The sequence below is a fragment of the Halorubrum sp. C191 genome (assembly GCF_002727095.1).
Classification (GTDB): domain Archaea; phylum Halobacteriota; class Halobacteria; order Halobacteriales; family Haloferacaceae; genus Halorubrum; species Halorubrum ezzemoulense.
Genome location: NZ_NHNZ01000061.1, coordinates 17,927 through 41,613, shown reverse-complemented (window position 1 = coordinate 41,613; position 23,687 = coordinate 17,927). Strand labels below are relative to the sequence as shown.

24 protein-coding genes and 1 tRNA gene are annotated in these 23,687 nt (G+C 70.6%); 14 read left to right on the top strand and 11 right to left on the bottom strand.

Features of this window, described 5'->3' with window-relative positions; genetic code table 11:
• Both Z052_RS05665 and pyrE read left to right on the top strand, forming a co-directional pair.
• The coding region (locus Z052_RS05665) for a PAS domain-containing protein (protein ID WP_241897907.1) at positions 1–2,935 on the top strand (2,935 nt) is incomplete at its 5' end.
• 71 nt (positions 2,936–3,006) lie between these two features.
• Positions 3,007–3,561: an orotate phosphoribosyltransferase gene (gene pyrE / locus Z052_RS05660; RefSeq protein WP_049931385.1), complete on the top strand. Its 555-nt coding sequence runs from the start codon at positions 3,007–3,009 to the stop codon at positions 3,559–3,561.
• 27 nt (positions 3,562–3,588) lie between these two features.
• Here pyrE and Z052_RS05655 read toward each other — a convergent pair whose 3' ends face one another.
• On the bottom strand, positions 3,589–4,551 hold the full coding sequence (locus Z052_RS05655) for a MoxR family ATPase (RefSeq protein WP_049931384.1): 963 nt from the start codon (positions 4,549–4,551) through the stop codon (positions 3,589–3,591).
• Between the two features lie 129 nt (positions 4,552–4,680).
• Here Z052_RS05655 and Z052_RS05650 point away from each other — a divergent pair.
• Positions 4,681–4,765: transfer RNA gene (locus tag Z052_RS05650), tRNA-Ser, on the top strand.
• 58 nt (positions 4,766–4,823) lie between these two features.
• Here Z052_RS05650 and Z052_RS05645 read toward each other — a convergent pair.
• The 3 genes from Z052_RS05645 to Z052_RS05635 are packed head-to-tail and all read right to left on the bottom strand — an operon-like array spanning position 4,824 to position 8,102.
• Positions 4,824–5,447, bottom strand: coding sequence for a hypothetical protein (locus tag Z052_RS05645; protein WP_049931383.1), 624 nt, complete (start codon positions 5,445–5,447; stop codon positions 4,824–4,826).
• Positions 5,448–5,451: 4 nt separating this feature from the next.
• The gene (glyS, locus tag Z052_RS05640) at positions 5,452–7,254 is read right to left on the bottom strand and encodes a glycine--tRNA ligase (protein WP_049931382.1); all 1,803 of its coding nucleotides are present in this window, start codon (positions 7,252–7,254) and stop codon (positions 5,452–5,454) included.
• Positions 7,254–8,102, bottom strand: coding sequence for a CBS domain-containing protein (locus Z052_RS05635; RefSeq protein WP_049931381.1), 849 nt, complete (start codon positions 8,100–8,102; stop codon positions 7,254–7,256). The genes glyS and Z052_RS05635 overlap by 1 nt, the downstream gene beginning before the upstream one ends.
• A 358-nt stretch (positions 8,103–8,460) precedes the next feature.
• Here Z052_RS05635 and Z052_RS05630 point away from each other — a divergent pair, with 358 nt between their 5' ends.
• On the top strand, positions 8,461–8,682 hold the full coding sequence (locus Z052_RS05630) for a hypothetical protein (protein WP_094494408.1): 222 nt from the start codon (positions 8,461–8,463) through the stop codon (positions 8,680–8,682).
• A gap of 56 nt (positions 8,683–8,738) precedes the next feature.
• Here Z052_RS05630 and Z052_RS05625 read toward each other — a convergent pair whose 3' ends face one another.
• From Z052_RS05625 to Z052_RS05615, 3 genes are all read right to left on the bottom strand, one after another.
• A complete protein-coding gene (locus Z052_RS05625; protein WP_049931379.1) occupies positions 8,739–9,635 on the bottom strand; it encodes a ketopantoate reductase family protein in 897 nt (298 codons plus the stop codon).
• 82 nt (positions 9,636–9,717) lie between these two features.
• On the bottom strand, positions 9,718–10,902 hold the full coding sequence (locus tag Z052_RS05620) for a pyridoxal-phosphate dependent enzyme (RefSeq protein WP_099288896.1): 1,185 nt from the start codon (positions 10,900–10,902) through the stop codon (positions 9,718–9,720).
• Positions 10,902–11,858: a succinylglutamate desuccinylase/aspartoacylase family protein gene (locus Z052_RS05615; protein WP_094494406.1), complete on the bottom strand. Its 957-nt coding sequence runs from the start codon at positions 11,856–11,858 to the stop codon at positions 10,902–10,904. The genes Z052_RS05620 and Z052_RS05615 overlap by 1 nt, the downstream gene beginning before the upstream one ends.
• 152 nt (positions 11,859–12,010) lie before the next feature.
• Here Z052_RS05615 and Z052_RS05610 point away from each other — a divergent pair, with 152 nt between their 5' ends.
• From Z052_RS05610 to Z052_RS05600, 3 genes are all read left to right on the top strand, one after another.
• Positions 12,011–14,203: a caspase family protein gene (locus Z052_RS05610; protein ID WP_094520109.1), complete on the top strand. Its 2,193-nt coding sequence runs from the start codon at positions 12,011–12,013 to the stop codon at positions 14,201–14,203.
• Between the two features lie 356 nt (positions 14,204–14,559).
• Positions 14,560–14,808, top strand: a complete 249-nt coding sequence (locus Z052_RS05605; protein ID WP_049931375.1) for a hypothetical protein — start codon at positions 14,560–14,562, stop codon at positions 14,806–14,808.
• Positions 14,809–14,915: 107 nt separating this feature from the next.
• Positions 14,916–15,713 (top strand): winged helix-turn-helix domain-containing protein, encoded by a 798-nt coding sequence (locus Z052_RS05600; RefSeq protein WP_099288895.1) that lies wholly within the window; start codon positions 14,916–14,918, stop codon positions 15,711–15,713.
• A gap of 225 nt (positions 15,714–15,938) precedes the next feature.
• On the opposite strand, the gene Z052_RS05595 is transcribed toward Z052_RS05600, so the two are convergent.
• Positions 15,939–16,472 carry an inorganic diphosphatase gene (locus Z052_RS05595; protein ID WP_049931373.1) on the bottom strand — a complete coding sequence of 178 codons (534 nt, stop codon included), beginning with the start codon at positions 16,470–16,472 and terminating at the stop codon, positions 15,939–15,941.
• Between the two features lie 353 nt (positions 16,473–16,825).
• On the opposite strand from Z052_RS05595, the gene Z052_RS05590 reads away from it, so the two are divergent.
• On the top strand, positions 16,826–17,176 hold the full coding sequence (locus Z052_RS05590; protein WP_049931372.1) for a PadR family transcriptional regulator: 351 nt from the start codon (positions 16,826–16,828) through the stop codon (positions 17,174–17,176).
• A gap of 105 nt (positions 17,177–17,281) precedes the next feature.
• Here the strand turns inward: Z052_RS05590 and Z052_RS05585 are convergent, their stop codons facing one another.
• Together Z052_RS05585 and rnhA are read right to left on the bottom strand one after the other, a co-directional pair.
• Positions 17,282–18,058 carry a hypothetical protein gene (locus Z052_RS05585; RefSeq protein WP_241897906.1) on the bottom strand — a complete coding sequence of 259 codons (777 nt, stop codon included), beginning with the start codon at positions 18,056–18,058 and terminating at the stop codon, positions 17,282–17,284.
• Positions 18,045–18,641: a ribonuclease HI gene (gene rnhA / locus Z052_RS05580; RefSeq protein WP_049931370.1), complete on the bottom strand. Its 597-nt coding sequence runs from the start codon at positions 18,639–18,641 to the stop codon at positions 18,045–18,047. Before rnhA ends, Z052_RS05585 begins: the two co-directional genes overlap by 14 nt.
• A gap of 112 nt (positions 18,642–18,753) precedes the next feature.
• Between rnhA and Z052_RS05575 the strand changes: the two genes are divergently transcribed.
• The 6 genes from Z052_RS05575 (at position 18,754) to Z052_RS05550 (ending at position 23,281) form a co-directional block, all read left to right on the top strand.
• A complete protein-coding gene (locus Z052_RS05575; RefSeq protein WP_049931369.1) occupies positions 18,754–19,179 on the top strand; it encodes a pterin operon protein in 426 nt (141 codons plus the stop codon).
• A 30-nt stretch (positions 19,180–19,209) separates the two neighbouring features.
• Positions 19,210–19,548: a hypothetical protein gene (locus tag Z052_RS05570; RefSeq protein WP_049931368.1), complete on the top strand. Its 339-nt coding sequence runs from the start codon at positions 19,210–19,212 to the stop codon at positions 19,546–19,548.
• A 30-nt stretch (positions 19,549–19,578) separates the two neighbouring features.
• Positions 19,579–20,574, top strand: a complete 996-nt coding sequence (locus tag Z052_RS05565; RefSeq protein ID WP_049931367.1) for a transcription initiation factor IIB family protein — start codon at positions 19,579–19,581, stop codon at positions 20,572–20,574.
• Between the two features lie 51 nt (positions 20,575–20,625).
• A complete protein-coding gene (locus tag Z052_RS05560; protein ID WP_094520107.1) occupies positions 20,626–21,552 on the top strand; it encodes a hypothetical protein in 927 nt (308 codons plus the stop codon).
• 65 nt (positions 21,553–21,617) lie between these two features.
• On the top strand, positions 21,618–22,943 hold the full coding sequence (gene nreA, locus Z052_RS05555) for a DNA repair protein NreA (RefSeq protein WP_099288894.1): 1,326 nt from the start codon (positions 21,618–21,620) through the stop codon (positions 22,941–22,943).
• A 62-nt stretch (positions 22,944–23,005) separates the two neighbouring features.
• Positions 23,006–23,281 (top strand): preprotein translocase subunit TatA, encoded by a 276-nt coding sequence (locus Z052_RS05550; RefSeq protein ID WP_049931364.1) that lies wholly within the window; start codon positions 23,006–23,008, stop codon positions 23,279–23,281.
• A gap of 37 nt (positions 23,282–23,318) precedes the next feature.
• Here Z052_RS05550 and Z052_RS05545 read toward each other — a convergent pair whose 3' ends face one another.
• Positions 23,319–23,615 carry a rubredoxin-like domain-containing protein gene (locus Z052_RS05545; RefSeq protein ID WP_049931363.1) on the bottom strand — a complete coding sequence of 99 codons (297 nt, stop codon included), beginning with the start codon at positions 23,613–23,615 and terminating at the stop codon, positions 23,319–23,321.
• Positions 23,616–23,687 lie beyond the last annotated feature (72 nt).

Here is a 23,687-nt window from a genome sequence, read left to right as displayed (position 1 = left end):
ACCGACGACCGCGGGCGGGCGGGAGTTCCTCGAACCGTTCGTGCGGATCGTCTCGGACCGGTGCGCCGACCTCGACGAGCAGGTCGACGCCCTGCTCGACCTCGGGCGAGACTACCTCGACCTGTCGATCGGCTACTCGTCGCGGGTCGAGGGCGACTGGATCGAGATCCAGCGGTACCGGGACTCGACCGGGCTTGTGGAGTCGATCGCGGCGGACGAGCTCGACGACGACGGGACGCTCCCGCTGGAGCTGACCTACTGCCGGCGAACGGTTCGCGGCGGTGCCGGCGCGGGACCGGAAAGCGACGGGGCGCCCGGAAGCGGCGAGGAGAGCGGAGGCGACGGAGCGACCGAAGGCGGGTCGGAGACCGGAGGCGACGGCGCGGCCGAGGGCGACTCGGGCGTGGTCACGATCACCGACCCAGAGGCGGCGGGGCTGGCCGGCGATCCGGCGTACGAGCGGTCCGGCGTCGGCAGCTACGTCGGCGGTCGGGTCGTCGTCGACGGCGAGGTATACGGGACGCTCTGTTTCCTCGACGTCGGGCCCCGCGACCGCCCGTTCGACGCGTCGGAGCGGCTGTTCGTCGAACTGCTCGCGGAGTGGCTCGGCGGCGCGATCGAGCGCGAGGTGGTCCGCGAGGAGCGGGCTGCGGCCGTCGACCGGTTCGAGGAGACGCTCGACCGGATCGAGGACGGGTTCTTCGCGCTCGACGACGAGTTCCGGTTCACCTACGTGAACGAGGCCGCCGCGACGCTGCTCGACCGCGACGCCGACGAGCTGATCGGCGCCGACATCTGGGCGGAGTTCCCGGCGGCGCTCGGGCGGAAGTACGAGCGGAACTACCGACGGGCGATGGAGACCCAAGAGGTCGTCTCCTTCGAGGACCGGTACGAGCCGCTCGACCTGTGGACCGACGTGACCGCCTACCCCTCGCCCAACGGGCTCTCCGTGTTCTTCGCCGATGTCTCCGAGCGGAAGCGCCGCGAGCAGACGCTCGAACGGCTGCTCGGGACCGTCGAACGCGTCCAGCGGGAGAGCGACGCGGACGGGGTCGCCGAGCGGCTGGTCGAGGCCGCGGACCAGATCCTCGGCTACCAGATAAGCGGCGTGCGGCTCTTCGACGAGGACGCGGACCTGCTCCGCCTCGCCGCCACGAGCGAGGGGATCGGCGACGCGTTCGCCGCCAGCCGGGACCCGCGACCGCCGAGCGAGGGGATCACCGGTGCGGTGTTCCGAGACGGCGAGACGTGGGTGTGCGACGACCTCGCGACCGACGAGCGGCTCGCGTCGATCGGCGGCGGCCCGTCGAACGGCGACCGGACCGAGTACCACGGGATGCGGTCGTTCGTCGCGGTTCCGCTCGGGGACCACGGCGTGTTCATCGTCGGGTCCAGAGAGCCGGACGCCTTCGGCGAGAGCGACGTCAGCGTGCTCGAACTGCTGGCGACGAACGCCGTCGCCACGATGGACGCCAACGACCGGCGCCGGCGGCTCCGGACCTACGAGGACGCGCTGAAGAACGTCGACGACATGGTGTGCGTCCTCGACGGCGACGGCGCCGTCACCTACGCCACCGGGCCGTTCGCCGAGTGGGTCGGCGCCGGCGGCACCGGGGACATCGTCGGTCGGCGGCTCGACGCGCTCGTCGCCCCGGACGACGCGGAGCGCGTGGTAGACGCGGTCGGCGCGCTCACCGGCACACCGGCCGAGGTCGCGGGCGGTCGAGAGCCGACGAGGACGGTCGACCTGAGCGTCGAGCGCGACGGCGATCGCGGACCGCGGCACGGCCGACTCCGGCTGTCGTCGCTGTCCGACCGCGGGGGCGGCGTCGTCGGATCGCTGTCGGACACGACCGACCTCTTCCGGACGCGGACCGAGCTGTCGGCCGAGCGCGACCGCTTCCGGCGGCTGTTCGACCGCATTCCCGACCCGGTGATAGAGGTCGTCTTCGAAGACGACGAGACGGTGATCGACGGCGCCAACCCGGCGTTCGAGGCGCAGTTCGGCGTGGACGAGGCGGCGCTGCGCGGCCGGACGATCGAGGCGTTGGACATCCACGACTACCGGCTGGGAGACAGCGTCGAGGCGAGCGCCGTCGAGGCGGCGGACCTCGACGCGCTGGTCCGCGAACACGGCTTCGCCGCGGAGGAGATCAGACGACAGACCGTCGAGGGGCCGCGGGAGTTCCTCTTCCGCGGCTTCAGCTACGAGACCGAGGGCGACCGACGCGCCTTCGGCATCTACACCGACATCACCGACCGGAAGCGCCGCGAACGCTACGTGCGGATCGTCAACCGGATCCTCAGGCACAACCTGCGGAACGAGCTGAACGTCGTGTTCGGCTTCGCCGGCGAAATCGCCGATCGGACCGACGACGACCGGATCCGCGACTACGCCCGGCGGATCGAGACCACGGGCAAGCGGCTGACCGACGTCGCCGAGGGGGCCGGGACCCTCCGGGGGATCGTCGAGGAGGGGTACGCGACCGACCCCGAGCCGGTCGACGTGGGACCGATCGTCGAGGCGGTCACCGCGCGACACGCGGCCGATCGGCCGGACACGCGGATCACCGCCGACGTGCCGGCGGGGATCGCGGTGCGCGGCGACGACCGCCTCTCGGTCGCGATCGATCACCTCGTCGAGAACGCGGTCGAACACGGCGGCGACGCGCCGCGCGTCGCGGTGAGCGCCGAGCGCGACCTGGACGGCGGGGTCGTGCGTGTGAGCGTCGCGGACGACGGGCCGGGGGTGCCGACCGCGGTACGGGAGGTGATCACCGGCGTCCGCGAGGTGACCCAGCTACAGCACAACACCGGCGTCGGGCTGTGGATCGCCGCGTGGGTCGTGGAGGCGTACGGCGGCGAGATCCGGTTCGACGACGGCCTCGGCGGCGGGGGAACGACCGTGACGCTCGTCCTGCCGGCGGCGGAGTGAGCGGGGCGGGAGAGAGACGAGCCCCTCCGCGTTCCGACCCGTTTATTGTCGGCCGCGGCCCTTCTCGGCGTATGACCGACGACGACCGACGACGCGAGCTGATCGCGGCGCTCACCGCCGCCGACGCCGTCCGGTTCGGCGAGTTCGAGCTGTCCCACGGCGGGACGAGCGACTACTACGTCGACAAGTACCTCTTCGAGACCGACCCGGACGCGCTGACGCTCGTCGCCGAGGCGTTCGCTGACCGGCTGGCCGACGCCGACGCGAAGCTGGCGGGAGTCGCGCTGGGCGCGGTCCCGCTGGTGGCGGTGACGGCCGCCGAGCTCGGTCGTCCGTACGTCATCGCGCGCAAACAGGCGAAGGAGTACGGCACGGGCAACCGGATCGAGGGGCGCCTCGGCGACGGCGAGGAGGTCGTCGTGATCGAGGACATCGCCACCACGGGGCAGTCCGCTGTCGACGCGGTCGAGGCGCTGCGGGAGGCGGGCGCGACGGTGGACCGCGTGCTGGTCGTCGTCGACCGCGAGGAGGGCGCGGAAGCGCTGCTCGCCGAGCACGACATCGAGCTGGAGTCGCTGCTCACGGCGACCGAACTGCTGGCGGAGCGGGACGAGAACGCGGAGTAGCGGCGATAGCGGCGGTCGTCACGGGAGCTACGCCTCGGCCGCGTCCACCGTCGGCACCGCGACGCGGTCGAGCACGTCGGCGATCACGTCGCGCTCGTCGACGTCGTTGACGGCCGCGTCCGGCGTCAACACGAGCCGGTGGGCGAGCGTCGGCTGCGCGACCCGCTTCACGTCGTCGGGCGTGACGAACTCACGGCCGGCGATCACCGCCGCCGCGCGGGCGGTCTCGAAGAGGCGCTGTGTCCCCCGCGGGGAGACGCCGGCCTCGACGCGGCGGTCCTCCCGGGTCGCCCGCGCGAGCGCCGCCGCGTAGCGGAGCAGATCGTCCTCGACGCGGACGGACTCCGGCACCTCCCGCAGCGCCGCCACGGAGTCGGGATCGAGGACGCGCTCGACCGTCGGCGACTGCTCGACGCGGCCGGCACGCCGCCGGAGGAGCTCTAACTCGCCGTCCTCGTCCGGGTAGCCGATCGAGGTCTTGATCGTGAAGCGGTCGAGCTGGGCCTCCGGCAGCGGGAACGCGCCCTCGCTCTCGACCGGGTTCTGCGTCGCGATCACGTAGAACGGGCTCGGCAGGGCGTGCGTCTCGCCGTCGACGGTCACCTGCCCCTCCTCCATCGCTTCCAGGAGAGCGGCCTGCGTCTTCGGCGGGGCGCGGTTGATCTCGTCGGCGAGCACGACGTTCGCGAAGATCGGCCCCGGCGAGAAGCTGAAGGAGCCGTCGCGCTCGTCGAACACGTTTGTGCCGGTGACGTCGGCCGGCAGGAGGTCCGGGGTGAACTGAATCCGCGAGAACTCCAGACCGAGCGCGGTCGCGAACGAGCGCGCTGAGAGGGTCTTTCCGGTGCCCGGCACGTCCTCCAGGAGGACGTGGCCGCGGGCGAGGATGCCGAGGGTGACGCGGTCGAGGAACTCGCGGTCGGCGACGACCGCGCCGCCGACCTCGCTCACGACGCGGGCGCAGGCGTCGGCCGCTTCGGGGACGTCCATATCCACCGCACGGGAGCCGGGCCGAAAAGCGTTGTCGGCGGAACGGTGGGGTGACGGACCGGCGGTCCGAGACCGCGCCGCGACCGCGATCGAAACGCATAACAGCGGAACCGGCCAACGTCAAGTCGAGCCGAGGTAGCCTAGCCTGGCCAAGGCGGTAGATTCGAAATCTACTGTCCATTCGGACACCGGAGTTCAAATCTCCGCCTCGGCGCTTCTCTCAGTTTCGCCCGGCGAGCGACAGCGCCGCCGTTGCGCTCCGGGCGATGCGCCTACCCGATCAGCGCGGCCGCGAGGAACATGCCGCCGGCGGCCGCCGGCGGGATGGTGAGGTTGTCGTCGACCGCCACGCCGCGGATGAGCGGCGGGAGCCCGTCGGCGATCGCTGCGGGGATCGCCCCCGCGAGCGCGACGATCACGCCCGGATCGGGGCCGAACTCGGGGATCGCGTACGGGACGGCGATCCCGAAGCAGACGAACACCATCGCCGCCACCACCGGGAGGCGCTTCGGCTCCGTCGCCGCGTTCTCGCCGAGCCCGCCGCTTATCGGGTCGCCGACGGAGAGCATCCACATCGCGGGTACGGCGAAGACGGGCGCGAAGACGAGCGCGGTCGCCGCCATCCCGGCCTGATACAGCGCGTACCCAGCGATCCCGTCGGCCTCGTAGTCGCGGACGAGCGCGTCGTACAGCGGGGCGAGCGGGCCGACGGAGTCGGCGAGCCGCAGCGCTTCGAGAGCCCCGGCGATCGCGACGCTGAGGATCAGCAGTCGCCCGGTGGTCTCCCAAGAGATCCAGCCAAGTAAGAACGGGACCGGGTACAGCGTGCCGCTGGCGTGGACCAGCCGCCGCTCGAACTCCACGCGCTCGCGCCACGCGGCGGCCGGGAGACGCACGCCCTCAGTTCCCCGCCGTCTCGACGTCGGTGTCGACCGCGTCGTACCGGTCGGCGACGGACGCGAACGGCTCGCCCTCCCGGAGCGCCGTCAGCTCGTCGGCGAGGTGCGCGACCGGGATCCGGACCTGCGCCGCGGAGTCGCGCTCGCGGAGCGTGACGGTGTCGGGCCCGTCGCCCTCGATCCCGTCGCGGTCGACGGTGACGCAGAACGGGGTGCCGACCTCGTCCTGCCGGCGGTAGCGGCGGCCGATCGAGCCGGAGTCGTCGTACGCGACCGCGAGCCCGGCGGCCCGCAGGTCGGCCGCCACCTCGTCGGCGAGCCCGGTCAGGCGGTCGTCGTTGGTGACGAGCGGGAAGACGGCGGCGTCCTGCGGCGCGACCTCGGGTTCGAGCGAGAGGTAGGTGCGCTCCTCGCCGTCGACCTCGTCCTCGCTGTAGGCGTGCGCGAGCAGCGTCTGGACGGTCCGGCCGACGCCGAACGACGGCTCGACGACGTGGGGCGTGATGTGCTCGCCGCTCTCGGTCACCGCCTCGACCGAGAAGTCCGCGACGTCGACGTCGACCGCGTGCGTCTCGGCGTCGTCGCCCTCGCCGACCGTCACCTCGACCGTCTCGCCGTCGAACGCGTCGGGGTCGCGCTCCGCGAGGGCTTCGAGCGCCTCGGCGACCGCGGCGGCGTCGCCGCCGAACTCCGGGCCGAGGACGGACATGTCGGGGTCGACGGTCGCGCGCTCGACCGTCTTCGGCTCGTCGTACCGTTTGAACACTGTAAACGAGTCGTCGCCGTACTCGTCGTGCTTCGAGAGGTCGTAGTCGCCGCGGTACGCGAAGCCGGCGATCTCGATCCAGTCGCCGTCGACCTCGCTCTCGGCGTCCCAGCAGTCGGCGGCGTAGTGGGCGCGCTCGCCGGCGAGGTGCTGGCGGAAGCGGAACCGGTCGAGGTCGACGCCGACGCGCTCGTACCACTCCTGCGCGACGCCGAGGTAGTAGCCGACCCACGGGGAGCCGATGACGCCCTCGTCGACCGCCTCGCCGACCGTCGTGTCGAGGTAGTCGCCGTCGTCGGCCTCCTGCTCCGTCGCGGGGTAGAGGCAGACCTCCACGTCGCGCACGCGGTCGAGCGGCGGCTCGTCCGCCTCGGGGTCGATGAACTGCTCCAACTCGGCCTGCGTGAACTCGCGGAGGCGGAGGAGCCCGCCGCGCGGCGAGATCTCGTTGCGGTAGGCCGGGCCGATCTGGGTGATCCCGAACGGGAGGTTCCCGCGGGCGTACTCCTTCAGCCGCGGGAACTCCACGAAGATCCCCTGGGCCGTCTCCGGCCGGAGGTAGCCGGGTTGGGCGTCGCCGGGGCCGATGTCGGTCGCGAACATGAGGTTGAACGCCTCGACCGGCTGGCCGGCGAGTTCGGTGCCGCAGGCGGGACAGGCGATGTCGTTGTCGGCGATGAGCTCGGCGACCTCTTCGCCGGGCAGCGCCTCGGCGTCCTCGATCTCCGTGACGTCCTCGACGAGGTGGTCGGCGCGGTGGGACGCGCCGCACTCGGGGCACTCGACGAGCATGTCGTCGAACCCCTCCAGGTGGCCGGAGGCCTCGAACACGGCCTCTGGCATCACCGTCGGCGCCTCGATTTCGCGGTTCCCCTCGCGGATGGTAAACCGGTCGCGCCACGCGTCCTCGACGTTCCGCTTGAGCGCCGCGCCCTGCGGGCCGAACGTGTAGAAGCCGGCGGTGCCGCCGTAGGCGCCGTTCGATCCGAAGAAGAAGCCCCGGCGCTTCGCGAGCTCGGCGAGCACGTCCGCGGCCATTATAACCCCTCCAGCAGGTCGACGTCTCGGACGATCCCGTCCAGATCGGTGCCGGAGACGAGCGGGACCTGCTCGATGTCGTTGCTGATGAGCTCTTGAGCGACCTCCTTGGCCGTCCGCGTGGCGTTGACGGTGATGAGGTCCTCGGTCATGAAGTGGCGGACCGCCTCCGCGGGGATCTCGACGTTCCGGGTCGGGAGGTAGCGCGCGCCCGTCGCCTTGATCCCCTCCCACGACCAGTCGGAGTCCTGGTCGGCGATCGAGTCGCCGGTGCTCGCCTCGCCCTCGACGACGCGGGCGACCTCCAGGATGTCGACCTCGGTGAGCATCCCCGCGGTCGCGGCGTCGTCGTCGAGGACGACCGCGTACGGTACCCCCGAGAGCGCGATCTCGCGCTCGGCGACCGGCAGCGGCGTGTCGGTGTGGGTCGCGTTGACCGCCCGGGTCGCGAGCTCGCCCACGCGCGTCTCGCCGTCGACCTCGCCGCGGGCGATCGCCCGCACCACGTCGGTGACGGTGACGATACCGACGAGCTCGTCGCCGTCGACCACGGGGAGCCGGCGCGAGCCCTCGGCGGCCATCGTCCGGGCGGCGTCGACGATGTCGGCGGCGGCCCCGACGGTGGGGACCTCGCGCATCAGCAGCGCGAGCTGGTCCTCGTCCGGCTGTTCGATCAGGTCGTCGCGCGTGACGAGCCCGCGGTACACCTCGTCGCCGTCGACGTCCTTCACGACGGGCACGGACGAGAAGCCGTGCTCTTGGATGTACTCTAACACGTCGTTGCGGCTCCCGGGTATCTCGACGACGACGAGCTCCGAGCGGGGCGTCATGGCGTCTGCGACGTTCATGCCCGTCTTTCAGCGTGACACCTCTTGTATACTGCGAAGGTGTGCGGAGCCGGACCACCGGTACGCGAGGCCGGGCGGCGACACGCGGGAGCGGTCAGCGGCACGCAGGGTCTAGTCAGCGACACGCGGAGCTGGACCGCCAGCGCGCGGGGCCGGGTCAGCGGCGATCGGACCCGGTCAGGCGGGGCCCTACAGGATCCCGCGAGCCGATGTAGAAACCGACACGTTTCGGCGGATCGTCGTTCGGCGGGCGCTCCGCGGAAAGAACCGTCGGCAGAGCGTCCCCGGAATCTCCGATCCGACGGCCGAATTCGATCGCGTTCGCAACTCTTATACGTACTGTGAACTATTCACAACCATGTCACGGAGTTCCACTCCATGGGACGACCCGGACCCCGACCGCCGCCGGACTGCGCTCCCGACGGACCCGGCGCTCGACGCCGCCGACGCGCCGGACGTAATGGCGTCCGTCGACTCGTCGGCGTCGCGGCCGGAGTTCGTCATCGCGGACGTCTCGCGAGAGGACGCGTGGGTGTCGGTCGACGAGACCGACGCGACCGTCCTCAAGGAGTGGTGTTGAGCGCGTAGCCGTCGCCGAGCAGAGCCGCCGTCTCGTTTTCCCGAATCGGTCCCGCATTACCGGAGCCCGCGGGCCGCTTCCCAGCCGCGGATCAGTGACCCGACCGTCCGGCAGGTCGGCGCCGACACGCCGCGCCGGTCGCCCCGGTCGACGACCGCGCCGTAGATAGCGTCGACCTCTGTGCGGCGTCCGTTCGCCACGTCCTCGTACATGGACGACCGGTTCGCCGCGGTGTCGGTGGCGACGCGCTCGACGGCGTCGGCCGCCCGTTCGTCGGACAGGTCTACCCCGACCGCACGGGCGACGCGGGCCGTCTCGCGGGCGGCCTCGCGGGCGACCTCGCCGGCGGGGCCGTCGAGCGTCGGGCCGTTCGCCGTCCGCGCGAGCGCCGACGGTCCGTTGATCCCGGCGTTGACGGCGAGCTTCTCGAAGCGCCGGGCCGGCATGTCCTCGGCCACGACCGCCTCGACGCCCGCCGCGTCGAAGGCGGCGCCGACCCGCGCGGCCTCGGGGCTCGCGCCGCCGGAGAGCGCCCCGACGACGACCTCGCCGACGCCGGTACAGGTGACGCGGCCCGGCTCGGCGAACCGGGCACCGTAGCTCGCGGTGCCCGCGAGGACCGTCGCGTCGAGCGCGGCGACCAGGCGCTCCTCGGTGAGGCCGTTCTGGAGCGAGCAGACGGCGTCGTACTCGCCGGTCGCGAGCGCGCGAGCGGCCGCGTCAGTGTCGTACGCCTTCGTCGTGACCAAGGCGAGGTCGGCTCGCCGGTGCGTCGCGTCAGTGAGCGCGCGCGGCGCGACCCGGGCGTCGACCTCGCCGTCGATCCGGAGCCCGTCCTCCCGAATCTCCCGCATGTGCGGGTCGCGCCCGACGAGCGTCACGTCGTGTGTACGCGCCAGCAGCCCGCCCACGAGGCTTCCGAGCGCGCCGGCGCCGTAGACGAGCACCTCCATGCGCAAAGGGAGGGGCGCCGGTAGAATAGTGGTAACGGTGAGGTCGGTCCGCCTCGCCCGAGAGCCGACGACCCCGCTCGCCTCAGCCCTTCAACCCGCTCCCGGTCAGCGGGACGACCACGTCCTCGTCCGGGCGGATCTCGCCGCGCTCGCGGAGGGTCCGCAGCGCCGCGGGCGCGACCGCGCAGGTCGGCTCCGTGTAGAAGCCGGCGGCGTGGAGGCGGTCGAGTTCGCGCGTCGCGGCTGCCTCGGTGACCGCGAGCGCGTCGCCGCCGGTGGCGTCGATCGCCGCCCGGATCTGGCGGTCGCGGACCGGCTCGGCGATCTGGATCCCGTCGGCCGCGGCGTTGACCGTCCCGTCCGGGTCGGCGGCGTCGGGGCCGCGGAGCGCTCTGACGATCGGCGCGACGCCGGCCGCCTGCGCGCCGTAGAGGCGGGGGACCTCGTCGATCCAGCCGGCCCGTTCGAGCCGACGGAATCCGCGATAGGCGCCGAGGAAGAGCGTCCCGTGGCCGAGCGGCGTCACGACGGCGTCCGGGGCGTTCCAGTCGCGACGGAGCGCGATCTCGTACGCGACCGTGGCGGTGCCCTCGAAGAACGCCGGGTTCCAGGCGTGGCTGGCGTACCAGGCGCGTTCGCGGTCGTCGAGCGTCGCGACGCACGCGTCCGTCACGTCGCCTCGGCTCCCCTCGACCCGGACCGGCTCGGCGCCGGCGCGGCGGATCGCGCGGAGCTTCGACTCCTTGGCGTCGGCCGGGACGTAGATCTCGGCCGCCATTCCGGCCCGGGCGGCGTATGTCGCGATCGCGGCGCCCGCGTTGCCGGAGGAGTCCTCGACGACGCGCTCGACGCCCAGCTCGCGAGCCCGCGTCAGCGTCGCGGTCGCGCCGCGGTCCTTGAACGAGCCGGTCGGGAAGACGTACTCCAGCTTGAACGACGCGTTCCACGGTGCGACTTCGCTCCCCGCGTCTCCCGAGAGCTCGCGGCCCGCGTCCGCGTCGACGAGCGGGGTCATCCCCTCGCCGAGCGTCACCCGGTCGCGGGGGTCGTCCCCGGCGGCGAGCAGGTCGTCGAACGCCCACAGGCCGTTGCGCGCGTCGAACGATTGGGGGTCGGGCGCGGGACCGTCCGGAACCGGGGGATCGGCGAAATCGAGGGGTTCGCCGCACCGACAGCGCCAGCGGTCGCGGTACGTCTCGCCGCACGCGGAACAGCGGAGTCGCCGGGGGTCTCGCCCCCTCGGCGACGGAGCGTCGGGAGCGCCCATCAGTACGTGTCGACGTTCGTCCCGATCGAGCAGACGTACTCCCCCGCGGCCACCTGCGGGAGCCGGCGCGTCCGCCAGAAGATGCCGTCGGTGTCGGCCGTCACGCGCCCCTCCAGCGCGCCGAAGGTGTCTGTCACCTCGAAGAGGACGTCGCCCGCGGAGACGCGCTCGCCGAGCTCGCACTCGAAACGGACCAGGCCGCCGGCGGGCGAGCCGTACTGATCGAAGCCGCGCGCCCGAGTCTGCGATTCGAGCGCGGCGTCGCCGTCGAGGAAGCCGTAGTGGCGGAGCACGTTGAACACGCCCTCGACGCCGTATCGGATCGACTCCTCGTCCCAGCCGACGCAGCCGCCGAGCTCCGGGTCGACGGTCGGGATGCCGTGCTCCGGGCCGGCCCGCGCGAGCTGGCCGTCCGGGCCCTTGATATCGAGGACGTGCCCGCAGCCGAACGCCTTCGCGAGCTCCAGGCAGTCGCCGTGGAGCCGGTGGCGGACGCCGCAGCGCACGCGCGTCTCGTTTATCATCCGGCTCGTCGACCCCTGGTGGAGGTCGAGGATGTAGTCCGCGCGCTTGGCGATCTGGAACGTCTCGTGGGCGATCCGCTCGCTCGTCGTCCCGTCGGCGTCGCCCGGGTACCCGCGGTTCATCTTGCGGTCGTCGACCGGGTTCCGGTGTTCGGCGGCCTGGAACGCGAAGTGGTTCACGATGCCGACGACGAGGACCGAGCCGGACAGCTCCGCCGGGTCGAGCCGCGGAACGACGCGGTTGACGACGCCCAACCCGTTCAGCTCGTCGCCGTCGCTCACCGCCTGGACGTACAGCGTCGGCCCGTCGGCCGCGCCGTTGATCGCGGCGACCGGCAGCCGGACGGGGCTCCCGTCTCGCATCTCCCCCACCTCGAGACGGCCCGTGTCCGTCTCGCCCGGAGAGGCGCGGGCCGTTCCCAGCGTTATCATTACGCGAAGGTGGGGCGGCCGGGACTTTATCCGTTCGGTCCGCGGCGATCCGACCGACACAACCTTTATCGCCGCTTTCGCTCAACGGACTGGTACCACCCCCGCGGCGTCGGTCGCCGTCTCCCCGACCGACGGCCGCGGTGAGCCCGCTAATGAGTATCGACATCGACCCGCTGCGCGAGGCCGACGGGATAACCGTCACCGACCACATCGAGAACACCCAGTTCGAGGTGTACACCGACCGGCCGGTCGACCCGCGCCGGCGTCCGGAGTCGGACCACTACTTCCCGGTCGACGCCAGCGTCGCAGTCGAGACCGGGGCGATCGAGATCCCGCGGGTCGCGGTCGTTCAAGCTCGTGACGCTGACGGGGTACTGTTGACCCGGGGCGACTGCTACGAGATGCCACGGGACACGTACCACGTCGGGATCGACCCCGCCCCGACGAAACTGTACCTCACCTTCGATGCCGGGTTCTCCGTCTCCACGACCGACCGGACCACCCGGATCGATCTCGACACGCCGGGCACCGTCGGGCTCGGCTTCCGGTCGCTCCACCAGACGCCGGCGGGGACGATCACCACCCCCACGGACCCGGAGTCGCTGATGGACGCCGTCTCCCTGCTCGGCTCCGCGCTTCAGACGACGAGCCCGGAGCGGTCGTTCCCCACTCTGCGGGGTCACCCACCGCTGATCGAGCCCGCCGAGGAGTTCCGCGTCCCGGAACGTGTCGAACCCGTCGAAAGCGGCGTTCGGATCGTCGTCCCGCCCGAGTACCGGTTCCTCTACCCGGTCGTCTCGCTGGCGTACTACTTCGCGGCCGACGTGGTTCCCGGCGACGCCCCGCGGATCGAGGGCGACGGCTGGACCTACCCGCTCGAACCGGGATTCGAGGAACGGACCGCGCGGGTGCTCCGACAGTCGTTCCACATGGACTGTCTCGCCCGCACGGAGGGATTTTACCCGGTCGACCTCCACGAGCGCGAGACGACGGGCCTCGACCTCGACTGGAAGCGGCTGTACAACCTGCCGCTCGCGGAGCGACTCGGCGAGTACCTCGAAGTCCCCTTCGAAGATATCAAGCCCGAACTGCCGCAGTGGACACTGACGACGGACGTCCGTCCCGACCCGGAGAACGTGGAGATGCTCCCGTTCGTCGCCGGCGAGCTGTCGATTGTCCGCTCGCCGGAGACCGTCACACCGGTTGACGACGACGGCGGCGTCGGCGTCGGCTTCTTCGGCGGCGCGGACCGAAGCCCGTCGGCGGCCACGAGGCGAGAGGTCCCGGTCGGCGGCGTCGCGCCCGACGGCGGCGCCCTCGGCGACGCCGAGTTCGTGCGCGGCGGCGCGAGCGCTGGCGCCGAGAGCACGGCCGACACGAGCGCGGGGACTACCCGCGGCGCCGATGCCTCCGCCGAACGCGGCGGCGTCTCGGCCCAGACAGAGTTCGTCCGACCGGAGCCCGTCGACACCGTCGAGCACGCGTGGGTCGGCGACGGCGTCCCGCTCGACGCGAACAAGGCGACGCTCGACGCGTACCACCGCCGGCTCGAAGCGGGTCAGGTCGAGCAGTCGCGCATCTCCGTCCTCGTCGTCTGTAACGACGAGCAGATGCGAGAGGAGGGGAACGTCGCCGACCTCTACGGGCTCCGCGACATGGTCCAGTTCGACATCGAGGTGCGCCACGACCTCACGCGCACGGAAATGCGCGAGACCCTCGAATCCGACGTGGACTTCCTTCACTACATTGGGCACGTCGACGACCGCGGGATGCAGTGCGCGGACAGCTACCTCGACCTGACGGACGAAGACCTCGAAATCGGCGTCAGCGCCTTCCTGCTCAACGCCTGCCAGTCCTACCAGCAGGGCGAGGCCTTGGTCCACCGCGGCTCGCGCGGCGGCATCGTCACCCTCTCGGACGTGGCGAACTCGCCCGCGACGACACTCGGTCGGATCATCGCCCGCCTGATGAACAGCGGGTTCAACCTCCGCACCGCGCTTCACGTGGCGAAGCGCGAGCTGATCACAGGGCACCAGTACATCGTCGTCGGCGACGGGGGAACGACGATTTGTCAGAGCCGGAGTGGAATTGCCGTTGTTATTGACATAAAATCGAATGATGAGTCATTGGACTTCAAGATGTGTGCCTTTCCGAATGGCCCCTACGGAGTTGGCAGTCTATATGTTCCAAATATAACTAACACGACAAAAAACTATGTCGTACCCTCAAACGCGGTGTTCAATTCTGTAAGTGACAATCAAGTCCGAGAGTCACTTGAGTTAGAGACAGTCCCTGTTTTTTATAATGGAGAACTTGACTGGAGTGACAATTTGAACTTTTTATAGGCTTCTATTACGGACCCGGGTCCGCTGCAGCGATATTCGCCGCAGCGGGCGCCGCCTGCGTCAGTAGCAGCAGCGCGGTGAACAGGACGCCGGCCATTTTCGGGTGCTCTGCCACGTATTCCGCCACACTTTCGTGCATATTCGAAAAGTATCAGAATAAATAAATATTAAGATTGTTCTGCGGTTGTATTATAGAGATATTTGAAGTATTAATGATTTGTATTAAATTGGCATGACCGCTGAACGCCGAGAAATCGCTCGTTCTGCTCCGATCGACAACGGCTGAGAACCGGCGCGGTCGCGGGATCCACCGAGGACCGCGTTTTTTCACCGCGCGGCGCGGAAGGGACGGTGCCATGGCCGACATCGAAGCGGCGATCCGGGAGGCGTTCGAGCACACGGAGTACGACCTCGGAAACGTCGCGGTCAACCGCCGACAGGTCCGCGTACCGGTGATTCAGGAGGGCGCCGATCCCGACGCGCTCCGGGCGGTGATCGAGGAGGCGCTCGGGGCAGACGCGCTCGCGACCGTGACCGTCACGACGGAACGTATCGCCGGCGAGGACACCGTCGGCACCGTCGTCTCGTTCCGCCATCGGGACTGAGCCGACTGAGGGGCGATTCAAGGGCCAAACGGGGGATTCGGCTCGGACACTTCCGACCGCGACGCGGTACGGTTAACAGGGCGGTACCCGTACACACGGATCACACGATGAGGGCCGAGGGCGGACACGACGGCGCACAGTGCCTCGCCGGCTCGCCCGTTCGGGTCGCAATACTCCGGGCGCTGCGCGACGACCCGCGGCGCCCGGCGGAGTTGACCGACGCGGTCGACGCGACCCGAACGACGGTCCAACGGATCCTCGGCGGGTTCCGCGAGCGGGACTGGGTGGTGAAACGCGACGCCGCCTACCGGGTGACGCCGACCGGCGAGCGCGTCCACGACGCCTACGAGACGCTCCTGACGGAGGTCGAACGCGGCGAGCGGTACGGCGGGTTCGACGAGACCCTCGAACGGGCCGGCGTCGACTTCCCGCCGGAAGGGATCCCCGACAGCGACATCACCGTCGCGTCCGAGAAGAACCCCCTCGCGGTCGTCGACCGGCTGACGGAGCTCCTCCACGAGAACCACGGCGGCGAGATCCGGGCCGTCTCCCCGGTCGTCATCCGGCAGTTCAACGACGCGGCGGCCGCGGCGCTCGACGACGGCGCGAACGTGGAGCTGATCATCGACCGCGACGCGGCCGACACGTCGGTCGCGGAGTTCGAACCCGCGACCGACCGCGCGCTGGACGACGACGCCGCGGAGGTGTACGTCAGCGCCGAGCCGATCGAGTACGGGCTCTTCCGCTGCGGTGACGTGGCCTGCGTGGCCGCGTACGACGAGCAGAACAACCCGCGATGCGTCATCGAGTCGACCGACGACGCAGTCGTGGACTGGGTCGACGACGCGTTCGCGTCGCTGCGAGCCGACGCGACGCGGCTCTCGACGGTCGTCGAGCGCGCCTGAGAAGAGACGCGGAGGTCGCTACGCGTCGTCGCCGTCCTCGGCCGCGTCGTCGGCGTCGTCGTCCGGGTCGAAGTTCGCGGGAACGACCGTCGGGTGGTCGATGCCGACGGAGGGCGTGGTGGCGCTCATGACTCTATCAGATGCTAGGCGGACGACACCCTAAAGATTACCCATAGGCATAACGCATCCGTGTGCGGACGTCGGATGCGCTACGGTTATACAGCGTTACGCGATCTGTTCGTCGTACAGGTCCTGCGCGTGCTCGATGGCGTCCTTCGCGGCCTGTTTGTCCTCCCAGCCGAGCGTTTCGACCTCCTTGCCGGCCTCGAGGTTCTTGTAGGTCGCGAAGAACTCGTCTATCTCGTCGAGGGTCTGCTGGGGGATGTCGTCGAGGTCCTCGATGTGGTCGAATCGGGGGTCCTCGGTCGGCACCGCGATCACCTTGTCGTCCTGCTCGCCGTCGTCGTCCATCTTCATCAGCGCGACGGGGCGGGCCTCAACGACGCAGCCGGGGAACGTCTGGTCCTCGACGAGCACCATCACGTCGAAGGGGTCCTCGTCGTCGTAGTACGACTGCGGGATGAAGCCGTAATCGTACGGGTAGTGGACGTTCGAGTGGAGCACCCGGTCTAAGACGACGCCGGGAATGTCCTTGTCGTACTCGTACTTGTTCCGCTCGCCTTTGAGGCACTCGACGACGGCGTAGATCTCGTCCGGCGCGTTCGGTCCCGTCTCGAGATCTTCCCAGAGGTTGGCCATGTGCCCGATGATGGGTGGATGTCGGGCAAAGTCCTTTCGGGATCGTACGGGCGCACGCCGTCCGAAGCCGTCCGGAGTCGTCATCGGCGGATCGGGCATCACCGGCCCGGAGCGGGCCGAGCGCCGGATTTGGGGGTTTCGATCGGACGCCGAACACCAATTCTGGCTGACGGATCGTCGGCGTACCAGCGGACGCGGAATCGATCGGTCGAACGTCCCGAGCCGCCGGATCGAACACGCATCCGCCGAGAGAGCGCGCCTACCGACGCACTCGGATAAATCCGGGAAGTGACGCATCGCAATGATAGTGACTGTTGAGAAGGATTATAAGTTCGAGCGCCCTCCCTACTACCATGTCAGAGGCACAATCAGTCCCTGATGAGTCGACAGCCGCGAGCGATCTCACCGCGTTCCAGCAGAACATCCTCAGTATCCTGGCCGAAGAGCCCATGTACGGTCTCGCCATCAAGCGGGAGCTCGAGGCGTACTACGGCTCCGAAGTGAACCACGGTCGCCTGTACCCCAACCTCGACGATCTCGTCGACCACGGGCTCGTCGAGAAGAGCGAACTCGACAAGCGGACGAACCAGTACGAGCTCACCGACGCGGGCCACGACGTCGTCCTCGACCAGATCGAGTGGGTACTTGACCGCTTCGTCACCGACGAGGAACGCGCAGACGAGGTCCGGGCGCTGCTTGAGTAACGAGATCCGGACGCGACGCCGGCGCGACGAGCGGCACCGAACACCGAACGAACATTTTGGCACACGGCGCGGCGAAAGCCGCGTTCTCTTTCCGCTGAGTCGCCGCTACGTCGAATGGTCGTCTCCGCGACCGCCGGCCTCGTCGCCGCCGTCAGCGCCGTCGAGATCGGCGGCGCCCGCGTCCGCGGCGGGACCGTCGACCCCGGCCGCGACCGACTCGATCACCGACAGCGACTCGTCGACCGCGGCGAGCTGCTCGTCGGTCGGCCAGCCGTTGCGGACCAGATACTCCTCTCGGAACTCGGTACGCATCGCCGGCGTGGCGTCGTCGACGGGGCGAACGTAGTGGTTGCTCATGAACGCCGCGAACGTCTCGGCGGTCCGGGCGTGGACGTCCGCCTCCCGCTCGGCGACGGCCTCGGCGACCGCCTCGTTGTACGCGGCCACCTCGCGGTAGCGGTCGGCGTCGCCGGGGCCGGACAGCGACACTTCGACGGCGCGCTCGGTGTCCTCAACGCGGTCGAGCTGGACGGTCCCGTCGTCCATCCACTCGTCGGGGTACAACACGAGCGCGTCGTCCTCGTCGCGGACGCGCGCGGTGTAGCCGTACTCGGCAGCGAGGGCGTCGCGCCGCTCCCGGTACTGGTCGGCCGCCTGCTCGATCTCCGGCGTCGGCTCCGCGGACTCGGCCTCGCGGGCGAGCCGCGTGAGCCGCTCCGCCTCGTCGACCGCCTCGACCGGGACGTCCGGGACGCGCTCGTCGTCGGGTTCGGGCGTTTCCGCGGTCGCGGAGTCGTCCGCCCCCTCGCCCGCCGCCGCGTCCATCATCTCCCGCGCGCGCTCCTTCGCCCACTCCGGCGGTTCGTCGTCAGTTCGCGTCATCGAGTGCCTCGTTCGCCAGATCGTCGGCGCGTTCGTTTATCTCCCGCGGTACGTGCGCGATCGACCACCGGTCGAACCGCTCCAGCAGCTCCCGGGCCCGGACGCGACGCTCGCGGAGTTCCGGGTCGTTGGTGTTCCACTCGCCGCGGACCTGCCTGACGATCAGCTCCGAGTCGCCGCGGACGTCGATCGCGTCGAAGCCGTACTCGTCGGCCGCCTCCAGCGCACGGACCAGCGCGGCGTACTCGGCCTGGTTGTTCGTCGCGCGGCCGATCGGCTCGCCGCCCTCGGCGACGACCCCGTCGGACGTGACCAGACACCAGCCGACCGCGGCCGGACCGGGGTTGCCGCGGGAGGCGCCGTCGAAGTAGACGTGCGCGCGCCCGCCGCCGTCGCGCAGCAGGGCGGTCAGGCGGGTGGGGTCGCTCCCCTGGACGACGACCTTGTCGTCGTACGCGACCGCGACGGCCCCGTCGCGGTCGGCGCGCCACCGCTCGTGTGGCGTGTTGCCCTCGTCGATCCGAACGCCCGCGTCGGCGAGGCGCTCGCGCGCGGCGGCCGGGTCGCAGTCGATCGTCGGCATTCGGCCGGACTCCGCGCTCGCCGGACAAAGGGCTGTCCGTCCGCCGCCGGAAAAAAGCCCGAACGGATGAGGCGCAGCCGACACGGGCGGTGCGTCCCTCGATCACGACGCGATGACCGCGTCGAACGTCGAGTCGAACCTGCTGGCGTCGCTCGACGCCGTTCGAGAGCGGTGCGGCACCGTCGTCGTCACCTGTTGCTACCGGTGCGCGACCGGGTCCGAGTTCGGCGGCGAGTGGCGCGGCGTGCCGGTCGGGCCGCTCCTCGACGGGGCGCCGCCGGACACGACCCACCTCCGCGTCGAGTCCGCGGACGGGTACCGCGCGCACGTCGCGGTGCGAGAGGCGCTCGACGCCGTCGTCGCGACGGAGCGCCTCGACGGCCCGGCGGACGGCCTCCCGCGGCTCGTCGGCCCGGGATTCGACAGTTCGCAGGCCGTCAGGGACCTCGCGGCGCTCGCGCCGGTCGCGCTCCCGCCCGACGCCGACCCCGTTCCGGGGACCGTGGGCGGAGACGGGTCGGAGCCGGGCGGCGAGTGAAACGCGAGGGCATAGACCGGGTACCGACGCATGAGTCCCGCGACGCGAGACGCTGGCGCGACGGACGGGTCCGCGGCCGGAGAGTCGCGGGCGGCCAACGACGCGCGGGGAACCGACCGCCCCCTCCCGACCGTCGTCGGCGTCGCGGGCCCGCGCGGGTCGGGGAAGACGTCGCTGATCGAGCGACTCGTCGACGCGTTCGCCGCGGTCCGCGAGGCGGTCGACGCGGTCGATCCGCCGGAGTCGCTTGACCGACTGGACGGGCCGGGGGGCGAACCCGCGGCGTCCGGGGGGTGTTCCGACGAATCCGCGTCCGACTGGACGTCGCACGAAGGTGTGGTAACGACCCGCACGGTAACGAACTTTTAAGTTAAACGGATTGGATAGCATATAAATGCGATGACACGGCCCACCCGGCAACGGGATCACGACCGGCAGCGCGTGGGGGACGAGGACGCCGAGGAAGACGAGATCGACGTCGAGGCGATCGAAGACATCGACGAACTGGACCCCGAGGACTTCGATCCGGAGGATCTCACTCGGACGGCCGACGGGGAGCTGATACACGAGGAGACGGGGATGATCATCGAAGACGAGCAGATCGATCCCGGCCCGGAGTGGCGGGCGTTCAACCACTCGGAGCGGCAGGAGAAGTCGCGCGTCGGCGCCCCGACGACGAAGACGATGCACGACAAGGGGCTGACGACGACGATCGACTGGAAGGACAAGGACGCGTACGGGCGCTCTATCTCGTCGAAGAAGCGCTCGCAGATGCACCGACTGCGAAAGTGGCAGGAGCGAATTCGAACCAAGGACGCGGGCGAGCGCAACCTCCAGTTCGCGCTCTCGGAGATCGACCGCATGGCGAGCGCGCTCGGCGTCCCGCGCTCGGTGCGGGAGGTCGCCTCGGTCATCTATCGACGCGCGCTCAACGAGGACCTGATCCGCGGCCGCTCCATCGAGGGCGTCTCCACCGCCGCCCTCTACGCCGCCTGCCGCAAGGAGGGCATCCCCCGGAGCTTGGAGGAGATTTCTGAGGTGTCTCGTGTCGACCGAAAGGAGATCGGCCGGACGTACCGCTACATCTCCCAGGAGCTCGGGCTGGAGATGCGGCCGGTCGACCCGAAGAAGTACGTCCCGCGGTTCTCCTCGGAGCTGGAGCTGAGCGAGGAGGTCCAGTCGAAGGCGAACGAGATCATCGAGACGACCGCCGAGCAGGGGCTGCTCTCCGGGAAGTCCCCCACCGGCTACGCCGCCGCCGCCATCTACGCCGCGTCGCTGCTCTGTAACGAGAAGAAGACCCAGCGCGAGGTCGCCGACGTGGCGCAGGTCACCGAGGTCACCATCCGGAATCGGTACCAAGAGCAGATCGAGGCGATGGGGATCCACAGCTAACGGCCCCGCGGAAGCGGCACGGTTTTTCTCCTCGACGTTCAATCGCGAGACATGCTGGTCTGCGGAACCCACCGCGGACTGTATCGGCTCGACGGACCGCACGACGACCCGACGCGGACGGCCGAGTGCGGCCGCGTCCACGAGGTCGCACCGAGCGGCGACGCGCGGCTCGCCGCGACCGCCGACGGGCTGTTCCGGTCGCCGGACGGCGAGGACTGGCGACCGCTCGACGGCCCGGACGACCCCGTCTCCGTGCTCGCCGGCCCCGAGACCGTGTTGGTCGGGACCGGCGACGCCGACGTGCTGCGCGCGCGACCGGCGACCGACGGGTGGCGCTTCGACCCGGTCGGCGACCTCGGCGCGCACCCGCACGGCGACCGCTGGCGGGACCGCGCGCCGAGCGGGGCGCCGAGCGTCAGGACGCTGGCCGTCCACCCGGACGACGGCGTCCTCGCAGGGTTAGAGCCCGGCGGCGTCTACGCGTTCGCTGGCGACTTCTGGCGGCGGTACGGGGAGGGCGTCCACGACGACGTCCACGACCTGCGCGTGCTCGGTGACGGGGGCGTGGTCGCCGCCACTGGGAACGGGCTCTATCGGACGGACGGCGGCGACCGGTGGTACCGGCTCGATACCGACTTCCGCGACTTCTGGGCGAACTACTTCCGGGAGTCGGTCGTCCACGACGGCCGCCTCTACGCCAGTGCGAACCGCTGGGGACCGGAGGCGCCCGCGGGCGTGACCCTCTCGGCGGCCGCGGGCGACCCCGCGTTCGACGCCGTCGCCGATCCGTTGCCCGCCGCCGATCCGGCGTTCGCGATCTCCTGGGCGGTCGTCGACGGGGCGCTCGTCGGCGGGACGATGCGGGTCGACGAGGACGGGTTCGCGCCCGAGACGTCGGCCCCGCTGATCCGCCGCGAGGGCGACGAGTGGACCCTCGGGGCCGAACTCCCGGCCGGCGTCACGTCGCTCTCGACCTGACCGTCCCGCGCCGCGGGGCCACGGCGGCGACACCGTCAAGTCCGACTCGCCCCTACGGTCGGCGAATGCGGCTCGACGAGTTCATCGAGTACGAGGCGAACGAGCGGGCCGAGCGGCGGCGCCTCGCGAGCGAGAAGGACTACGGCATCCTCGATCATCTCGACTCCTTCGAGCGGCGCTTCGACGAACACGTCTCCGACGACGCCGTCGTCGGGAGCGTCTCGCCGTCAATCTTCGTCGGCCGCGCCGACTACCCGAACGTCTCGACCGGCCTGCTCTCGCCGGTCGGCCGCGAGGAGCGGGCCGAGGCGTTCGAGACCTCCGCCGCGTGGTACGAGGAGGGCGTCTCCATCTCTGACGTGTTCGACCGTCGGACGAGCCTGCTCAACTCGACGCGGGGGGTCGACGTGGCGGATGCGGGGGCGAGCGGCGGGGTGAAGTCGGTCGGCGGAGGCGGACCGGCCGAGAGCGTTCACGACGCGTGGGACGGTTGGCTGGGCGTCCAGCGCGAGATCGCCATCGCGGACCGGCCGGTCGACGTGGAAATCGGGCTCGACGGCCGGCCGGACCTCGACTTCGAGGTCGGCACGGAAGACATCAAGACGCCGACCGGGCCGCGCGCGGCGGCGCGCACGGCCGACCTCGGCGAGAACCCGCACGTCCCGCGGCCGGTGAAGAAGACGCTCGAAGACGACGACTGGCGCGCGGAGGGGGCGATGACGTACCTCTACCGCCGCGGGTTCGACGTGTACGAGATCAACACGATCCTCTCGGCGGGGGCGCTCGGGCGCGGCGAGAACCGTCGGCTCGTGCCGACGCGCTGGTCGATCACGGCCGTCGACGACACGGTCGGCCAGTTCCTCCACGGGTCGATCCGCGACAACCCGGCGGTCGATCGGATCGAGGTCCACCGCAACGAGTACCTCGGCAACGCCTTCTGGGTGATCTTAGTGCCGGGGCGGTGGGAGTACGAGCTCGTCGAGATGAAGTCGCCCGGGTCGATCTGGAACCCAGACCCCGAAGCGGGGGTTTACCTCGCGGCCGCGAGCGAGGGCCGCGAGGGACGGACCGGCTACGTCGAGGAGACGGCGGGCGCATACTACGCGGCGCGGCTGGGCGTCTTGGAACACCTCGACGACCGCGGCCGGCAGGCGAAGGCGCTCGTCGTGCGCCACGTCTCCGACGACTACTGGGGTCCGGTCGGCGTGTGGCAGGTGCGCGAGGCCGTCCGCGACGCCTTCGAGGGGGAGCGGGGGACGGCGGAGACGTTCGGCGAGGCGGTCCGCGGCGTCGCCGACCACCTGCCCGTCTCGCTCGGCCGGCTCCGCCGGAAGTCGACGCTGGCGGCGGGGCTACAGGCGAACCTCGCGGACTTCGTCGACGCGGAGTGAACCGGCGGGCGAAGGGCCCTCGCCGCCGATCCGTTTTAGTCGCGGGCCCGAGTGGGCGGCGTATAGTCCCTCTCGCCCTCGCGTTCGGCGGCGTCCCCGGCGGTCCGGAGCTGGTGATCGTCCTGATAATCGCCGTCCTCCTGTTCGGGGTCCCCCTCGTTCTCGTCGGGGGAGCGGTGCTCTACCTCACGACTCGGTCTGACGACGGGTCCGAGGACGGTGCGTCCGGAGCGGGAGGGCCCGACGCCGAGCGGATCGCGGAGCTGGAAGCGGAGGTCGAGCGGCTCCGCGAGAAGGTGGATGACGGGGCGCACGAGGAGGAGGGCGAGCGGGCCTGAGCGGCGCCGCCGCGTCGACGCACTCGCGGCGCGTCGATCAGTCCTCTGCCCAGTAGTACAGTTGCTCGCGCGGCGCGTCGCAGTTCGGGCAGTTCGCCGGGAGCTGGTCGCCGATCTCGCCCATCTCGCCGCACTCCCAACAGCGCCACATCACGTACGCGGTGCCGAACACGTCCCTGGCGTCGGTGAGCGCCAGCGTGTCGGTGCTCGACGGCGACGCGACGTAGAAGCCGTCGTCGTCGACGCCGCGGATCGACCCGAGCCGCTCGCCGTCCTCGTTGTACACCGCCTGTCCGATGCTCACGTCGGCGAATACGGGTTCTTCCGAGGCCATACGCGGCAATAAGTGCCGGTAGTACATAAGTGTGGTACCAAATGTCACGAAGCGTAGCGAGGAAAGTGGCGG

Excerpts from the sequence above, each read along its gene's own strand:
- Z052_RS05655 (WP_049931384.1), bottom strand. The coding sequence starts at position 4,551 with ATGGACGTCCCCGAAGCGGCCGACGCCTGCGCCCGCGTCGTGAGCGAG.
- Z052_RS05585 (WP_241897906.1), bottom strand. The coding sequence starts at position 18,058 with ATGACGCGAACTGACGACGAACCGCCGGAGTGGGCGAAGGAGCGCGCG.
- Z052_RS05575 (WP_049931369.1), top strand. The coding sequence starts at position 18,754 with ATGACCGCGTCGAACGTCGAGTCGAACCTGCTGGCGTCGCTCGACGCC.
- Z052_RS05565 (WP_049931367.1), top strand. The coding sequence starts at position 19,579 with ATGACACGGCCCACCCGGCAACGGGATCACGACCGGCAGCGCGTGGGG.
- Z052_RS05560 (WP_094520107.1), top strand. The coding sequence starts at position 20,626 with ATGCTGGTCTGCGGAACCCACCGCGGACTGTATCGGCTCGACGGACCG.
- Z052_RS05600 (WP_099288895.1), top strand. The coding sequence starts at position 14,916 with ATGAGGGCCGAGGGCGGACACGACGGCGCACAGTGCCTCGCCGGCTCG.
- Z052_RS05570 (WP_049931368.1), top strand. The coding sequence starts at position 19,210 with ATGAGTCCCGCGACGCGAGACGCTGGCGCGACGGACGGGTCCGCGGCC.
- Z052_RS05545 (WP_049931363.1), bottom strand. The coding sequence starts at position 23,615 with ATGGCCTCGGAAGAACCCGTATTCGCCGACGTGAGCATCGGACAGGCG.
- Z052_RS05605 (WP_049931375.1), top strand. The coding sequence starts at position 14,560 with ATGGCCGACATCGAAGCGGCGATCCGGGAGGCGTTCGAGCACACGGAG.
- Z052_RS05635 (WP_049931381.1), bottom strand. The coding sequence starts at position 8,102 with ATGAACGTCGCAGACGCCATGACGCCCCGCTCGGAGCTCGTCGTCGTC.
- Z052_RS05610 (WP_094520109.1), top strand. The coding sequence starts at position 12,011 with ATGAGTATCGACATCGACCCGCTGCGCGAGGCCGACGGGATAACCGTC.
- Z052_RS05625 (WP_049931379.1), bottom strand. The coding sequence starts at position 9,635 with ATGGAGGTGCTCGTCTACGGCGCCGGCGCGCTCGGAAGCCTCGTGGGC.
- Z052_RS05615 (WP_094494406.1), bottom strand. The coding sequence starts at position 11,858 with ATGATAACGCTGGGAACGGCCCGCGCCTCTCCGGGCGAGACGGACACG.
- Z052_RS05595 (WP_049931373.1), bottom strand. The coding sequence starts at position 16,472 with ATGGCCAACCTCTGGGAAGATCTCGAGACGGGACCGAACGCGCCGGAC.
- glyS (WP_049931382.1), bottom strand. The coding sequence starts at position 7,254 with ATGGCCGCGGACGTGCTCGCCGAGCTCGCGAAGCGCCGGGGCTTCTTC.
- pyrE (WP_049931385.1), top strand. The coding sequence starts at position 3,007 with ATGACCGACGACGACCGACGACGCGAGCTGATCGCGGCGCTCACCGCC.
- nreA (WP_099288894.1), top strand. The coding sequence starts at position 21,618 with ATGCGGCTCGACGAGTTCATCGAGTACGAGGCGAACGAGCGGGCCGAG.
- Z052_RS05620 (WP_099288896.1), bottom strand. The coding sequence starts at position 10,902 with ATGGGCGCTCCCGACGCTCCGTCGCCGAGGGGGCGAGACCCCCGGCGA.
- Z052_RS05590 (WP_049931372.1), top strand. The coding sequence starts at position 16,826 with ATGTCAGAGGCACAATCAGTCCCTGATGAGTCGACAGCCGCGAGCGAT.
- rnhA (WP_049931370.1), bottom strand. The coding sequence starts at position 18,641 with ATGCCGACGATCGACTGCGACCCGGCCGCCGCGCGCGAGCGCCTCGCC.
- Z052_RS05630 (WP_094494408.1), top strand. The coding sequence starts at position 8,461 with ATGTCACGGAGTTCCACTCCATGGGACGACCCGGACCCCGACCGCCGC.